General features: G+C 71.7%; 12 protein-coding genes. 4 read left to right on the forward strand and 8 right to left on the reverse strand.

The features are described 5' to 3' along the window. Positions 1 to 176 precede the first annotated feature (176 nt). Genes AB0O48_RS32775 through AB0O48_RS32785 form a run of 3 tightly spaced genes read right to left on the reverse strand, consistent with a single transcriptional unit; the run spans position 177 to position 4425 of the window. Positions 177 to 1973 carry a PucR family transcriptional regulator ligand-binding domain-containing protein gene (locus AB0O48_RS32775; RefSeq protein WP_357248623.1) on the reverse strand — a complete coding sequence of 599 codons (1797 nt, stop codon included), beginning with the start codon at positions 1971 to 1973 and terminating at the stop codon, positions 177 to 179. A gap of 38 nt (positions 1974 to 2011) precedes the next feature. Beyond that, the gene (gene argG / locus AB0O48_RS32780) at positions 2012 to 3463 is read right to left on the reverse strand and encodes an argininosuccinate synthase (protein WP_357572216.1); all 1452 of its coding nucleotides are present in this window, start codon (positions 3461 to 3463) and stop codon (positions 2012 to 2014) included. Between the two features lie 47 nt (positions 3464 to 3510). Next, a complete protein-coding gene (locus AB0O48_RS32785) occupies positions 3511 to 4425 on the reverse strand; it encodes an RNA methyltransferase (RefSeq protein WP_357248803.1) in 915 nt (304 codons plus the stop codon). A gap of 25 nt (positions 4426 to 4450) precedes the next feature. On the opposite strand from AB0O48_RS32785, the gene AB0O48_RS32790 reads away from it, so the two are divergent. Both AB0O48_RS32790 and AB0O48_RS32795 read left to right on the forward strand, forming a co-directional pair. Then, a complete protein-coding gene (locus AB0O48_RS32790; RefSeq protein WP_357248629.1) occupies positions 4451 to 6298 on the forward strand; it encodes a thiamine pyrophosphate-requiring protein in 1848 nt (615 codons plus the stop codon). A 114-nt stretch (positions 6299 to 6412) separates the two neighbouring features. Then, positions 6413 to 7144 carry a hypothetical protein gene (locus AB0O48_RS32795; protein WP_357248632.1) on the forward strand — a complete coding sequence of 244 codons (732 nt, stop codon included), beginning with the start codon at positions 6413 to 6415 and terminating at the stop codon, positions 7142 to 7144. Positions 7145 to 7209: 65 nt separating this feature from the next. Here AB0O48_RS32795 and AB0O48_RS32800 read toward each other — a convergent pair whose 3' ends face one another. From AB0O48_RS32800 to AB0O48_RS32815, 4 genes are all read right to left on the reverse strand, one after another. Further along, positions 7210 to 9411, reverse strand: a complete 2202-nt coding sequence (locus AB0O48_RS32800) for a transglycosylase domain-containing protein (protein WP_357572215.1) — start codon at positions 9409 to 9411, stop codon at positions 7210 to 7212. Between the two features lie 213 nt (positions 9412 to 9624). Beyond that, a complete protein-coding gene (locus AB0O48_RS32805; RefSeq protein WP_357572214.1) occupies positions 9625 to 10392 on the reverse strand; it encodes a hypothetical protein in 768 nt (255 codons plus the stop codon). Between the two features lie 165 nt (positions 10393 to 10557). Then, positions 10558 to 11664 carry an SPFH domain-containing protein gene (locus tag AB0O48_RS32810; RefSeq protein WP_357248641.1) on the reverse strand — a complete coding sequence of 369 codons (1107 nt, stop codon included), beginning with the start codon at positions 11662 to 11664 and terminating at the stop codon, positions 10558 to 10560. 5 nt (positions 11665 to 11669) lie between these two features. Beyond that, positions 11670 to 12143 carry an NfeD family protein gene (locus tag AB0O48_RS32815; RefSeq protein ID WP_357248644.1) on the reverse strand — a complete coding sequence of 158 codons (474 nt, stop codon included), beginning with the start codon at positions 12141 to 12143 and terminating at the stop codon, positions 11670 to 11672. A gap of 107 nt (positions 12144 to 12250) precedes the next feature. On the opposite strand from AB0O48_RS32815, the gene AB0O48_RS32820 reads away from it, so the two are divergent. Next, on the forward strand, positions 12251 to 13564 hold the full coding sequence (locus tag AB0O48_RS32820; protein ID WP_357572213.1) for a serine hydrolase domain-containing protein: 1314 nt from the start codon (positions 12251 to 12253) through the stop codon (positions 13562 to 13564). 379 nt (positions 13565 to 13943) lie between these two features. On the opposite strand, the gene AB0O48_RS32825 is transcribed toward AB0O48_RS32820, so the two are convergent. Continuing rightward, entirely contained in the window at positions 13944 to 14756 is an 813-nt protein-coding gene (locus AB0O48_RS32825; protein ID WP_357248650.1) for a DUF3097 domain-containing protein, read from the reverse strand. Between the two features lie 184 nt (positions 14757 to 14940). On the opposite strand from AB0O48_RS32825, the gene AB0O48_RS32830 reads away from it, so the two are divergent. Further along, a complete protein-coding gene (locus AB0O48_RS32830; RefSeq protein ID WP_357248653.1) occupies positions 14941 to 15735 on the forward strand; it encodes a hypothetical protein in 795 nt (264 codons plus the stop codon). The last annotated feature ends 22 nt before the right edge of the window (positions 15736 to 15757 follow it).

Consider the following 15757-nt stretch of genomic DNA (forward strand, 5'->3'; position numbering starts at 1 on the left):
AAACAGGCCCTCGCGACCGGCCTGCTGACCGAGGCGGACATCGACGCCCGGATCCGGGAGATCCTGAACGTGCGGTTCCGGCTGGGGCAGCCCGCCCCGCCTCGCACCGGTGATCAAGAGGTTTGCGTCAACAGGACTGGGATTTCTGACGCGAACCTCTTGATCACCGAGGCTGGTCAGGGGGTTCGGACTGCTTTTAGGGCCAGTAGGGCTACGTGTAGGGAGAGGGTGGCCTCTACCGAGTCGAGGTCCACGTCGAGGATGCGGGCGATGCGGGCCAGGCGCTCGTAGAACGCCGGCCGGGACAGGTGGGCGGCAGCGGCGCCCGCGGTCTTGTTGCGCCCCTGCTCCAGGTACGCGCGCAGGGTGTCGAGCAACTGCTCCCGGGGGTGGCGGGCGTCGTACTCCAGCAGAGCGCCGAGTTCGCGTTCCACGAAGGTCTGCAACCGGGGCTCGTCGCGCAGCAGGTGCAGCAGCCCGGCCAGCCCGACGTGCGGTAGCCGGAAGATCGGCAGGTCCCGCCGGTCCTGCCGGGCCGCCTCGGCGATCTGCCGCGCCTCGACCAACGACCGTCGGGCCTCGCGCAGGCTCCCCACCCCGGAGCCGGCGGCCACGATCACGGCACCCGGACCAGCAACCCGGTGCGGATCGACAGCGAGCGGTTCGGCAGTGGCCGCCGACCGGGGCGCGTCGCCACCGGAGGTCACCCGCCCCGCGCCGGAGTCGAGGCGTACCCGACGCAGTGCGCTGGCGAACGCGGACAGCGCGCGGTCCTCGGCGGCCGGGTCGGTCAGGGCCAGCAGCACACCCACCGAGTTGTCGTCGACCGCGCTGGTGAGCCCGGTCAGCTTCGCCTCGCGCAGCGTCTGGCCGACCGCCTCGGACAGGTCCCGCAGCCGGGCCTGCGCGGCCTCCGGGCCGCTCTCCCCGCCCGGGTCCTCAGCCCGGTGTCGGACCATCACGCCCACCAGGTGCCGACGGTCGAGCACCACGCCGAGCGCCTTGGCCCGCAGCGCGATCTCGTCCACCGGTCGGGAGTGGTCGAGGAGCGCGGTGAGCAGGGTGCGGTGGATCTGCCGTTCCAGCCCTTCGGCGTCGCGGCGGATCAACCGGCCCAGCGCGAGGGTGGACGCGGCCCGCTCGATCAGGATGGTCAACCGGGTGGGCGGGCCGGCGATCGGCTCGCTGGACTGGGCGCTGGGCACGTCGCCGCTGGCCGGCCAGCGCAGCAGCAGCCGCCCCCAGTCCTGCCCCCGGGCGCCGACGACGGTCACCAGCCAGCCGCTGTCCGGGTCGTACGCGGTCCGACCGGCCGGTCGGATCCGCCGCGAGTGCTGCTCCCAGCCGTCCAACAGCAGTTCGGCGCTCTCCCCCGCCGGGTCGTAACCCAGCACCTGGCGGGACAGGTTCTCCAACACCACCGGGCAACCGGACAGCTCGGCGGCCTGCCGGATCACCTCGGCGGCGTCGGCGCCCTCGACGGACAGGTCGTTGAAGCGCTGGTGGATCTCCTCGGTGGCGCGCAGCTCGGTGAGCTGCGCGTCGACGATCAGGGCGTGTACCGCCTCGGTGATCCGCACGAACGGGGTGGCGCGGCGCAGCTCCACCAGGGGCAGCCCGCGCCGCTCGGCGGCGGCGACCATCACCCGGGGCACCCCGCTGACGTAGCGGCGGCCCAACTCGACGACGAGCCCGGAGACGCCGACGTCGGCCAGGTCCCCGATGAACGCGCGGAGCCCGGCGTCGTCGCCGGGCAGGCCGATGCCGGTGGTGAGCACCAACTCGCCGCCGCCGAGCAGGGTGGCGATGTCCGGCACCTCGGCGACGTGCACCCAGCGGACCGGCCGGTCCAGCCCGGCGTCCCCGGCGACCACGCGCGGTGCGCCGTGGCGGACCGGGTCCAGGGCGAGGACCTCACGCACGGTAGGGAACACGGCCGACACGCTACCCTCCGTGACGCCGGATCTCGACATTCGTCGGGCGACGTCACGGAGGGTCAGCGCGGTTTCGCTCAGTCGACGCCGAACTCCATGGCGGCCCGGTCAAGTGCCTCGTCGTCGGCAGAGGCGACGCCCCGGGAGGCGATCGCTTCCGCGCCGCCCTCCGGCATCGCGCCGATCAGCCCGGTCGAGGCCGCCTGCGCGGCGCCGACCATCCGCTGCGGGGTCCCCCCGCCGACCATGCCGAGGTTGGCGTACTGCTCCAGCTTCGCCCGCGAGTCGGCGATGTCCAGGTTGCGCATGGTGAGCTGGCCGATCCGGTCCGACGGGCCGAACGCCGAATCCTCGGTACGCTCCATCGACAGTTTGTCCGGGTGGTAGCTGAAGGCCGGGCCGGTGGTGTCCAGGATCGAGTAGTCCTCGCCCCGGCGCAGCCGCAGGGTCACCTCGCCGGTGACCGCCGTGCCGACCCAGCGCTGCAACGACTCGCGCAGCATCAGCGCCTGCGGGTCCAGCCAGCGGCCCTCGTACATCAGCCGGCCCAGGCGACGGCCCTCGTTGTGGTAGTTCGCCAGGGTGTCCTCGTTGTGGATGGCGTTGACCAGCCGTTCGTACGCGTAGTGCAGCAGCGCCATGCCGGGCGCCTCGTAGATGCCGCGGCTCTTGGCCTCGATGATCCGGTTCTCGATCTGGTCCGACATGCCCAGGCCGTGCCGGCCGCCGATGGCGTTGGCCTCCAGCACCAGGTCGACGGCGTTGCCGAACTCCTTGCCGTTGATCGTCACCGGGCGGCCCTGGTCGAAGCCGATGGTGACGTCCTCGGTCGGGATCTCCACCGCCGGGTCCCAGAACCGGACGCCCATGATCGGGTTGACCGTCTCGATGCCGGTGTCGAGGTGCTCAAGGGTCTTCGCCTCGTGCGTGGCGCCCCAGATGTTGGCGTCGGTGGAGTACGCCTTCTCGGTGCTGTCCCGGTAGGGCAGGCCGCGTTCGAGCAGCCACTCCGACATCTCCTTGCGCCCACCCAGTTCGGTGACGAAGGCGGTGTCGAGCCACGGCTTGTAGATGCGCAGCATCGGGTTGGCCAGCAGGCCGTACCTGTAGAAGCGCTCGATGTCGTTGCCCTTGAACGTCGAGCCGTCGCCCCAGATCTGGACGTCGTCGGAGATCATCGCCCGGACCAGCAGGGTCCCGGTCACGGCCCGACCGAGCGGGGTGGTGTTGAAGTACGCCCGGCCGCCCGAGCGGATGTGGAAGGCCCCGCAGGTCAATGCTGCCAGGCCCTCCTCGACGAGGGCGGCGCGGCAGTCGACGAGTCGGGCGACCTCGGCGCCGTAGCTGAGCGCGCGGCCGGGCACCGAGGCGATGTCAAGCTCGTCGTACTGGCCGATGTCGGCGGTGTAGGCGCAGGGCACGGCGCCCTTGTCGCGCATCCACGCGACCGCGACCGAGGTGTCGAGGCCGCCGGAGAAGGCGATGCCGACACGTTCGCCGGAGGGCAGGGAGGTGAGAACCTTGGACACGGGGAAAATTATGCAACAGAGCGCATGGACATGCAAGCCGGAGTGAATTAATCGTTCTCGTCCAGCGGGTCGTCGCGACCCAGCTCCCAGAAGGCGACCGCCGCGGCGGCAGCGACGTTCAACGAATCCACCCCGCGTCGCATCGGGAGCCGCACCCGAACGTCACTGGCGCTCTGCGCCGCGCCGGTCAACCCCGGCCCCTCGGCACCGAACAGCAACGCCGCCCGCGCCCGCTGGTCCGGAGAGAGCCGCTGCATCGGCAGCGCCTCCGCCGCCGGGGTCAACGCCAGCACCGTGAAGCCGGCCTCCCGCACCTGGTCCAGGCCCGCCGGCCAGCGGCTGAACTTGGCGTACGGCACCGCGAAGACCTCGCCCATGCTGACCCGGACGCTGCGCCGGTAGAGCGGATCGGCGCAGGTCGGCGACAACAACACCCCGTCGATGCCGAGTGCGGCGGCGCCCCGGAAGACGGCACCCAGGTTGGTGTGGTTGTTGATGTCCTCGAGGATCACCACCCGGCGCGCGGCGGCCAGCACCTCGTCCGCCGTCGGCAGCGGCCGGCGGTGGAACGACGCCAGCACCCCCCGGTGTACGTGGAAACCGGTGGCCCGTTCCAGCACGTCAGGCGTCGCGGCGTAGACCGGCGCGTCGCCGGTGTCCAGGTCGGCGAGCTGGTCGACCCGCTTGGCGTCGACCAGGTACGACCGGGCCGGGTAGCCGGCCCGCAACGCCCGGCGCAGCACCAGCTCCCCCTCGGCGATGAACAGGCCGTGCGGCGGCTCCCAGCGGGTGCGCAGTTCGAGGTCGGTGAGCGCGCGGTAGTCGGCGATCCGGTCGTCGTCAGGATCGGTGATCTCGTGGACGGGCACCCGACGATTCTGCCGGACGGCGAGCCTCGCCCTCCGACGCCCGCCCGCCGGAGTGGTTTGTCCGGAGAAGAAGGGCAATGACCGGCGCAGCATCGGGCCGGCCGGGAGGATCAGCCAGGTGAGCGCAGACCACACCACCGCAGGTGCGGCGGGGGCCCTGCCCCGGCACCCGACCGTCGCGGACCACATCGTGTCCCGGCTGGCCAGCTGGGGCGTGCACCGCTACTTCGGCTACCCCGGCGACGGCATCAACGGCCTCACGTCCGCGCTGCAACGCACAGGTGGTCGCGCCCAGTTCATCCAGGTCCGCCACGAGGAGACCGCCGGCTTCGCCGCGTCGGCACACGTCAAGTACGGCGGCGGACCGCTTGGCTGCGCCCTGGTGACCAGCGGCCCGGGCGCCATCCACCTGCTCAACGGCCTGTATGACGCCAAGCTCGACCACCAACCGGTGATCGCCCTGGTGGGGCACACCGCGACCACCGCGGAGGGCGGCGGCTACTACCAGGAGGTCGACCTGCTCTCCCTCTACAAGGACGTGGCAGCGGCATTCCTCGCCCAGCTCGACCACCCGGCGCAGGTACGCCACCTGGTCGACCGGGCGTGCCGCACCGCGCTGGCCCGACGTACCGTCACCGCCCTGATCCTCCCCCTGGACATCCAGGACGAGCCGGCCATCCCGGACCCGCCCCACGCGCACGGCTACTACCAGACCAGCAACGTGCCGAGCAGCACGCCCACCGTGCCGCCGGAGGCCGACCTGCGGCGAGCCGCCGAGGTGCTCAGCGGTGGGCAGCGGGTGGCCATGCTGGTCGGGCAGGGCGCGCTGGGCGCGCAGGAGGAGGTCCGCGAGATCGCCCATCGGCTCGGTGCCGGGGTGGCCACCGCCCTGCTCGGTTTCACAGTCGTCGACCATCGCGAACCCTGGGTCACCGGGGCGATCGGACTCCTCGGCACCCGACCGAGCTGGCAGTTGATGACCGGCTGCGACCGACTGCTGATCGTGGGCAGCAACATGCCGTACTCGGAGTTCTACCCACCGCCCGGACAGGCCCGCGCGGTGCAGATCGACCTGGACGGCACCCAGCTCGGTTTGCGGTACCCGACCGAGGTGAACCTGACCGGCGACGCCCGCCCCACGTTGCGGGCGCTGCTGAACGAGCTGGGCCCCGGACCCGGGCCGACCGCCTGGCGGGCGGAGATCGCCGAGGCCACCTCCGCGTGGCGACGCGTGCAACGCGACCTGGCCGAGCAGACCGCCGACCCGGTCAACCCGCAACTGCTCTTCCACACCCTCAACGAGCGGCTGCCCGACGACGTGCTGCTCGCCGTCGACTGCGGCACCACCACCGCCTGGTACGCCCGCCACCTCCAGGTCCGCCCCGGGATGCTGGCCAGCCTGTCCGGCACCCTGCTGTCCATGGGCGGTGCCATGCCGTACGCGCTGAGCGCCAAGTTCGCCCACCCGGACCGGCCGCTCGTCGCGTTGATCGGTGACGGCGCCATGCAGATGAACGGCGTCAACGAGCTGATCACCGTGGCGAAGTACTGGCGCGGGTGGGCCGACCCACGATTCGTGGTGCTGGTCCTGAACAACCGGGATCTGGCGTTCGTCAGCTGGGAACAGCGTTCCTCGGAGGGGACGCCGATGTTCCCGGACAGCCAGCAGTTGCCGGACATCGCCTACCACCAGTGGGCACAGGTGCTCGGGCTGCACGGTGAGCTGGTCGACTCCCCGGAGCAGGTGCCGGCGGTCTGGGAGCGGGCGCTCGCCGCCGATCGACCGGTGGTCATCAACGCCCTGGTCGACCCCGCCGAGCTGATGCTGCCGCCGCACTTCACCGTCGAACAGGCCCGCAAGACCGCGGCGGCGGTGCTGCGCGGCGACACCGACTGGGCCGGCATCATCCGCCGGGGCATCCCGTCGACGCTCGCGAGCTACCGCCCGCGCCGCCGCAAGGGCTGACCGGAGGACTCCGCACTGATCCGGGATCTCCGACACATCGAGGGATTGCCCGCGATCGATCATGGGTACCTGGCTGTCTGCTCACCCACGGGGGGTGGCATGAGGGAGCCGACGATGAGATCGACGACAATCAGACGAGGCATGGTCGCCGTGGTGGCGATGGCGTTGCTGGCCGGCTGCGGCGGCGGCGACGGTGACGGCGGAGAGCCGGCATCGAATGCCTCGAAGGACAACGGTGTCGCCGCGCTCGAACCGAACGAGGCGCTTCAGCGCGCCACGACGGCGGTGCAGAACGCGAAGTCCTACCGCCTGGCGGGGGACATAGTCGACGACGGCCAGAAGATGACCCTCGACTTGAAGAGGACCGGCACTGACCTGGCCGGTCAAGTGTCCACGACCGAGGGCACCGTGGAGCTGCTCGCGGTGGGCGGCCAGCAGTACATCCGGCCGGACGAGAAGTTCTGGGCGAAGAGCGCCGGCGCCCAGGCGTCCGGTGAGATCGTGAAGATGATGGGTGACAAGTGGGCCAAGGTCTCCAAGGAGGACGAGTTCACCCAGCTGTTCGACGTCACTAACGCCGACGCGCTGCTCAAGCCCGACGGCACCATGACCAAGGGTGAGGCCAAGGAGATCAACGGCATGAAGACGATCGGCCTCGTCGACGGCGACAAGGACGGCACGCTCTACATCGCCACCACCGGTGAGCCGTACCCGGTCCGGGTGGAGGGCAACGGCGCGGACGCGGGCAGCCAGATCACGTTCAGCGATTTCGGCGCGACCTTCGATGAGCTGAAAGCGCCGCCTGCGGACCAGATCGTCGACTTCGACCAACTGAAGCGCAAGTAGCCCATCCACACGCCTCGGCCGGCGCCTCCGCACCATCGGTGCGGAGGCGCCGGCACGTTGCCGGGTCAGCCTCGGCGGTCGAGCCAGCGTTGCAGGGGCGAGCGTGGCTCCTCGGTGGTGGGCGGCTGTGGACGGTCCGGGACCGCGGGGCGCTGCACCGGGCGGTGCGCGTCGCCGGCCAACTCGTGGCTGGGTGCCGCGAACGCCTTCTTCGGCTGTCCCTGCACGGCGGTGGCGATGACCCGGGCCACCGCGTCGATCACCTTGCCCTGCACCGCCGAGCCCACCGAGTCGGCCGGGTCGTCCGGGTTGGCGGCGATGCCGGCCACCGCGACCTGCGGGGTGAAACCGACGAACGTCTCGGTGGAGTTCTGCTCCGAGCTGCCCGTCTTACCGGCCACCGGCCGACCGTCGAGGATGTCGTTCACACCGGTGGCGGTACCGCCGTTGCACTGCCCGAACGCCGACTGCTGACCCACCGGGCAGCGCGCCGCGTCGGTCGCGGCACGGGCGACGTCGGGGTCGAGCACCCGCTTGCAGGAGGGCTGCCCGACCGGCACCTTCGTGCCGTCCGCGGCGGTCACCGAGACCACCGGCACCGGGGTGCAGTAGGTGCCCTCGGCGGCCACCGTGGCGTACGCGTTGGCCAGGTCCAGCGGCGTGGTGGCGGCCACGCCGAGGGTGAACGAACCCCAGTTCGCGGCGTTGTTCTTCGCGAAGGCGGCGTCCGAGTCGGCGCGGAACGTGATGCCGAGCCGCTGTGCCATCTCGACCACCTTGTCCTGGCCGACCTGCTCGGCCAACCAGACGAAGTAGGTGTTCACCGAGCGGCCGAAGCCGTCCCACATCATCCGGTACCCGTCCATCCAGTCCGGGTTGGCGTTCGCCGGGCACCAGTGGCCGTCGCAGCTGCCCGGCCCCTCGGCGGCGTACCGGGTGGGCAGCTTGGCGGGCGCGTCGAAACCGGTGGAGAGGGTACGGCCCGACTCCAGCGCGGCGAGCATGGTGAACAGCTTGAACGTCGAACCCGCCTGGTACCCGTCGACACTGGCTCCGCCGGAGATCAACGGGTTGACGGTGTTCGGGTAGTTCGCCTGCCCGGCCGGGTTGTCGCCGAGGCTGTAGTGGCGGTTGACCGCCATCGCCAACACCTGCCCGGTGCCTGGCTGGACCGCCGCGATCGGCAGGGCGCGCTTGTTGTCGTAGGAGTAGACCTTGGTGGCCTGCTTCTGCGCGGTGGCCTGGATCTTCGGGTCCAGCGAGGTGACCACGGTGTAGCCGCCCGACCGCAGCGCCTGCTCGCGCTCCGCCACGGTGGCCCCGAAGGCCGGTTGGGTCAGCCACCACTGGCGCAGGTAGTCGCAGAAGTAGCCCCAGTCGTCGTGGCCCTGGGAGACGGCGGTGCAGCCGTTGGGCTGGGCGGTGGGGTGCAGGTTCAGCGGCTCCGCCTTGGCCTGGGCGGCCTGCTCGGCGGTGATCGCACCGGTGGCGACCATCGAGTCCAGCACGTACGACCGGCGGGCCAACGCGTCGTCCTTGTCGCCACTGATCGGGCTGTACGCGTCCGGGGACTGCACCAGGCCGGCGAGCAGGGCCGACTCACCGAGGGTCAGCTGCGCCGGCGGCTTGCCGAAGTAGCGCTGGCTGGCCGCGGCGACACCGTACGCGCCGGAGCCGAAGTAGGCGATGTTCAGGTACCGGTCGAGAATCTCGTCCTTGCCGAGGCTCTTGTCCAGCGCGCTCGCGTACCGGATCTCCTGGATCTTGCGCCCGACGGTGGGGTCGGTGGCGGCGGCGCGCTCCTCGGCGGTGCGGGTGGGGTCGGTCTTGAGGACGTTACGGACGTACTGCATGGTCAGCGTCGAGCCGCCCTGCTCGGTGCCGCCGCCCTTGACGTTCGCGACCAGTGCGCGGGCGAGACCGCGCAGGTCAGCGCCACCGTGGTCGTAGAAGCGCCGGTCCTCGGCCGCCACGATCGCCTGCCGCATCACCGGGGCGATCTCCGACAACGGGACGTCGGTGCGGTTCACGTCGTAGAACGTGGTGATCAGCGTCTTGCCGTCGTTGGCGTAGAGGTACGAGCGCTGCGGAGTCGCGGGGGTCTTCAGCGAGGCCGGCAACGCGGCGTACGACCCGAGCGCGGCGCGGGCGCCGAGGCCGAGGAGCAGGTTGCCCGGGAGCGCGGCGACGGCCAGGACAAGCCCGGCCAACACACCGGCGAGCAGCACGGTGAACAGCCGCGACAGCGGCGAGCGGGAAGCGGCCATGCTCCCCAGGATTGCCACGAAAGCCGTCAACCGACCACCCCCACCCCGCAATTGTCAGCAACTTCACGCCCCCACCCCGACCACCCCCCCACCCGGGGCCGGGCGGGCACCCCCTCTACCCCGGTGATCAAGAGGTTTGCGTCAGAAAACGGCCTTGGCTTGACGCAAACCTCTTGATCACCGGGGTGGGGTGGGGCGGGCGGGGTGGGTGGGTTAGGGGTTTGGGGTGTTTAGGCTTGCTGTGGCGGCGTCTCTTGCGGTTTCGCGGGGCATCAGGCGGCCGGAGCGGTAGCCGATGCCGATGCCGGCGATCAGCACGAAGATCGCACCGAACGTCTGCAGCGAGCCGATCAGGGCGCCGCCCAGGCCGAGAAGGGGCGCGGCGATGATCAGCATGACGCCGTCGCCGAGGCTGAAGGTGCCCGAGCGGGCGACCGCCCACCCGGTGAGGAACCAGCCCACGCTGTAGAACGTCGCGCCGAGCAGCACCAACGACCGCGCGGTGGTCCCGAAGACCGGCGTCTGCTCTTCGAGCCCGGCGAAGGGCAGCATCAGCACGGTGCCGGCGATGCTGACCAGCAGCCCGGCGGCCGCCACCCGACGGCTGCGGGTCGCCGCCAGCAGCCCGGTGAGGGCCAGCAGCGCGAGCAGCCCGAGCCAGACCGCGGCCACCCAACCGATCAGGTACACCGCCCGGCCGTCGGCCGGATAGGGGTCGTTGCCCACCCCACCGTCGCTGGCCATCGCCACCGCGCCGTAGAGGATGGCGTACGCGGGCAGCAGCCACACGGCCGCCCGCGCGAACCGGCGTACCGACCAGGCCCAGCTGGCGTTCGTGGCCGGGCCACCCGCGGTTGGCTCGTCGACGAACGGCAGTACGCCGAACCCGCCACCGGTGCTGCGGGACCCCAGTGGGGCGACCGGGTCGTGCGCGCCGGGCACCGGGGCCGAGGACCACATCCGATTCGCCGGATCCTTCATGCGTCACCTCGCTCGTCCGCGAGTGGTGCGGAACGCGCCGGGGCGCCCCGATTGCCTGGTCACCACCCGTCCTAGGACCGATCGTGGCAGGCCTCGGAGCGCCCCATGAGTCTTTCTCGCATTAAGGCTGTGGGTCAGAGCCCCCAGCCGGGCCGGCGTACGCGATCAGCCGCGCTCGCGCTGGTCGGCCGGGTCCTCGGTCAGGCTGGCCGCAGACACCGGCTCCGGCGCGGGCAGCCCCTGCGGCTTGTTGCCGCCGGTGGCCTGCGCCTCGGCGACGCGTACCTCGTCGTGGATCTGCTGGGCGGCGTCCGCCGCGGCCTGCGCCGCCTCCGCGGCCTCGCGCTCGACCTGGCTCGCGTGTTCGGCCGCCTCCGGTGCGGGCAGGTCCCCCACCATCTGGCTCAGCCCGCCGAGCGCGCCACCCATGCCCTCCAGGGCCTTGGTCAGCTCGGCCGGGACGATCCAGACCTTGTTGGCGCTGCCCTGGGCGATCTGCGGCAGGGCTTGCAGGTACTGGTAGGCGAGCACCTTCTGGCTCGGGTTCGCCTGGTGGATCGCGTCGAAGACCGTCCTGATCGCCTTCGCCTGACCCTCGGCCTGCAGGATCCGGGCCTGCCGGTCACCGTCGGCCCGCAGCACCGCCGACTGCTTGTCACCCTCGGCGGTGAGGATCACCGACTGCTTGTGGCCCTCGGCGGTCAGGATCGCCGCGCGACGGTCCCGCTCGGCGCGCATCTGCTTCTCCATCGAGTCACGGATGCTGGCCGGCGGCTCGATCGCCTTGATCTCGACCCGGGTCACCTTGATGCCCCACCGGCCGGTGGTCTCGTCCAGCACCCCAGAGAGGTGCCGGTTGATCTCGTCCCGGCTGGTCAGCGCGCGCTCCAGATCGAGCGAACCGATCACGTTACGCAACGTGGTGACGGTCAACTGCTCGATGGCCTGGAGGAAGCTGGAGATCTCGTAGGTCGCCCGGACCGAGTCGACCACCTTGAAGTAGAGCACCGTGTCGATCGAGACCACCAGGTTGTCCGAGGTGATCACCGGCTGCGGCGGGAAGCTGACCACCTGCTCCCGCATGTCGACCTTCGTACGCACTGCGTCGATGAACGGCACCAGCAGGTTGAGGCCGGGGCTGAGGGTGCGCTTGTACTTACCGAGCCGTTCCACCACGTCCTGGCGCTGCTGCGGCACGATCCGCACCGCCTTGGCCAGCGTTATCACGGCGATCAACGCCACCGCGATCACCACCACCCCGATTAAGGTCATCCCGTTCACCCTCTCGCTTCCGGCAGCTCACCGGCGGAAGAAATATCGTCCTGCCACACCAGGGCTGTCGCGCCCCGGACTTTGATCACCCGAACCCGTTGACCAGGGTCGAACGTCTGCGTCGTGTCGTACGAGCGGGCACTCCACAGCTCACCGTCGATCTTGACGAGGCCGTGGTCGGCGTCCACCCGCTCCAGCACCAACGCCGTGGAACCCTCGATCGCTTCCACGCCGAACGGCTGCTCGCCGCTCTCCAGCGACGAGCGCTGGTGCCGCCGGAGGGCCGGCCGGGCCACCAACAGACTCAGCGCCGACACCACCGCGAAGACCAGGGCCTGCACCGCTACCGGCGCGCCCAGGGCGGCAGCACCGCCAGCGGCGAACGCACCAGCCGCGAACATGATCAGAAATAGCGTCGTCGTGAAGATCTCCGCGACGGCCAGCAGCACACCCAATACGATCCACACCACGGCGTCCACACCACGATCGTGACACGTATATGCACGCGCGGCCTCCCCAGGAAGATCAGTAGGCTCGGCGAATCCCTTTCCGACAGTTATTCGCGGTCCGACCCGAGGAGATCCCATTGACCCTGCTGCCCGAGACCGCCCGACAGATCGACGCCCAGGTCGCCCAGGCGCAGCTCGACGGGCACGCCCCGTCGCTGGTGCTGGGCGTGGTCCGCGACGGCGCGCTGGTCCACCTGGCCAGCGCCGGCGAGTACCCCCGCCCGGACGCCGACCTGCAGTACCGGCTGGGCTCGATCAGCAAGACGATGACCGCGACCCTGATCATGCAACTGCGCGACGCCGGCCGGCTCGCCGTCGACGACCCGCTGGAGGAGCACCTCCCCGGCACCGGCGTCGGCGCGCTCACCCTGCGCCAACTCCTCGGGCACGCCAGCGGCATCCAGCGCGAGCCCGAAGGTGACTGGTGGGAGCGGACCGCCGGGGTCGACCTGACCACCCTGCTCACCGGGGTCACCCCCGACAAGATCGCCTACCCGCCGCACGCCACGTACCACTACTCCAACCTCGCGTACGGGCTGCTCGGCGGCGTCCTCGAACGACTCACCGGGACACCCTGGGTCGACCTGCTCGGCGAACGGATCCTCGCCCCGCTGGGCCTGCGCCGCACCACGTACGCGGCCACCGAGCCGTTCGCCCGCGGCTACGTCGTCCACCCCTGGCACGACACGCTGCGCGAGGAACCGCGGACCGACACCGGTGCCATGGCCCCCGCCGGGCAGCTCTGGTCGACGATCGAGGACCTGGGTCGGTGGGCCGCGTTCCTGGCCGACCCCGACCCCTCGGTGCTCGCCGCCGAGACGCTCACCGAGATGTGCTCCCCCGTCGTGGTCAGCGACCTGGAGTCCTGGACCCACGGGCACGGCCTCGGGCTGGAACTCTTCCGGGAGGGCAACCGGGTGTACGTCGGCCACGGCGGCTCGATGCCCGGCTACGGCGCATCCCTGGCCGTACACCGACCCACCCGTACCGCCGTGGTCGGCCTGGTCAACGCGTACACCCTGCGCGGTGTGCACCTCGGCGTACTCGGACGACAGTTGCTCACCCAGGTGCTGGACGCCGAACCCGCGCCGGTCACCCCGTGGCGGCCGGCCGCCGCCCCGCCACCCGCCGAACTGGCCGAGCTGACCGGCCGGTGGTGGTGGATGGGCACCACAATCGAGGTGTACGCGGACACCGCCGGCGACCTGCACGCCGGCCCGCTCGGCGCGCCGAACCTCCGCTTCGTCGCCGAGGGACCGGACCGCTGGCGGGGCCGGGCCGGCGTCCAGGACGGCGAGATCCTCACCGTGCGCCGCGACGAGCAGGGCCGAGCGGTCGCGCTGGACATCGCCACCTTCGTCTACACCCGCACCCCCGACCAGGAACCCTGAATCGCCCGACACCCCGCGCGCCTGCGCACCCCGCCCACCCGCGCGCCTTCGCACCCCGCGCGCCTTCGCACCCCGCGCACCCCGCGCACCCTGCGCGCCTTCGCACCCCGCGCGCCTTCGCACCCCGCGCACCCTGCGCGCCGCACCCCGCGCCGCGCCCGCCTTCCGATCTGAAGATCGTGCTCGATCCCAGATGTAGTGGCATCCACGGCCGACGAGGCCACTACATCCTGGTTCGAGCGCGATCTTGCGGGGTCGAGCGCGAATTTGCGCGAGCGGGCGCGCACATCGCGGCGCGCGCACACATCGCGGCGGGCGCGGGCATCGCGCGGGTTGGTCGGCGCGTACGCGGCTGCGTACGTGGGCGGGGTCGGGTGGGTCAGATGGGTTCGGTGACGAAGTCGATCAGGCGTTCCATCGCGTTGATCAGGGGTGTCTCCACGTCGGCGAAGCTGTTCACCCGGGAGAGGATGTGCCGCCACATCGCGGCCGGCTCGGCCACTCCGAGGGCCGCGCAGACCCCTTCCTTCCACGGCTGCCCCGGTGGCACCACCGGCCAGGCCGCGATGCCCAGCGCGGCCGGCTTCACCGCCTGCCAGACGTCCACGTAGGGGTGGCCGGTGACCAGCACGTACGGCGAGTTCACCCGGGCGACGATCCGGCTCTCCTTGCTGCCCGGCACGAGATGGTCGACGAGCACGCCGAGGCGTCGGGTCGGACCGGGGGCGAAGCCGCGTACCTCGGCGTCGAGGGCGTCGATGCCGTCCAACGGTTCGACGACCACACCCTCGATCCGCAGGTCGTCGCCCCAGATCCGCTCGACCAGCGCGGCGTCGTGGATGCCCTCCACCCAGATCCGGCTGGCCTTCGCCACCTGGGCGCGGACGTTGTCCACCGCCACCGAACCGGATGCCGTCCGTCGACGGGCCGCCGGCACCGACGCGCGACTCGGCCGGCGCAGCGTCACGGGGCGGCCGTCGAGCAGGAACGCCGCCGGCAGCAGCGGGAAGTTGCGCCGTTTACCGTGCCGGTCCTCCAACACCACCGCGCCGGCCTCGAAACCCACCACCGCTCCGCAGAACCCGGAGTCGGCATCCTCGACCACGAGATCGGGTTCGGCGTCCACCTCCGGGGTGACCTTCCGCCGTCGCCAGTCTCCCGCCAACACGTCCTCGCCGTATCGCCCCGCCATGTCGATCACGCTAAACCCAGCCCGCGCCCACCCCGGCCCTCGACACACCGCCCCGTCCCAGGACCGCCGACCACACACGCACGCCAGGGGCCGGGGATTGGGGCGAACAGGGCAGTTGGTGGCAGGCCGGGCGACCGGAGCGGCAGTCGAGACAGGGCCGGCCGGGACCACGTACCCTTTCGGCATGTCCACCCCCGCAACGGGCGCGGCCACACTCACGCCGCGCCGGTCGAGCCGGTTCGTCGCCTGGGTGCGCGCGTGGCGCGCCGGGTTGGTGCCGTACGACGAGGTCGCCGACGCCATCGCCGGCGACGAGGAACATCTCGTCGCGGACGCACCCGGCACCTGGACCGACGTCCCGCTGGGCGCCGCGCTGCCCACCCTGGCCAAGCTCTCCCCGGACGACATCCGCCTGGTGCTCCCCGCGCCGGGCGACCCCCGGGGGCTGCCCGGCCCCGGTGACTTCGCCGGCGCGGCGCTGGTCACGGGCGAGGCGGTGGTAGCCGGCGGGCTCGGGTTGATCCCGGAGGTCCGCTCGCACACCTCCGGCTCCGGGGACTGCTTCGAGACGGTGCTCTGGCGGGTCTACCCGCTGCCGGCCAACGCCCCCGCCGCGTCACTGTCGTTGCCCGGCGCCGCCGAGGCGGAGGCCGAGCTGGCCGCCGCGCTGGCCGAAACGACCGCCGCGCTGACCCGTCTCGACGTGGCCCAGTGGCGACCCGAGTTGGCCGGTGCGCTGGCCGCGCTGCGCCGTCCGGACGGCGCCACCGACCTGCCACCAGGCTTCGACCCGCGAGCCCGCCGGCTCTTCGCCCGCGCCGCGGTGCTCGACCGGGTGCTCGCGTTGGCCGGGCACGCCGCGCCCGGCGGCGCGATCAACAATTACGAGGCCCAGCAGCGCGACGCGGCTCTGCGCCCCCTCACCACGGCCTGCCGGCAGGCGCTGGTGGCCGCCTGCAACGCCCCCCTACGCCCCTGACCCAGGCGGCCCGGCGAGGCAG

The sequence above is a fragment of the Micromonospora sp. NPDC085948 genome, from assembly GCF_040686315.1.
Lineage (GTDB): Bacteria > Actinomycetota > Actinomycetes > Mycobacteriales > Micromonosporaceae > Micromonospora.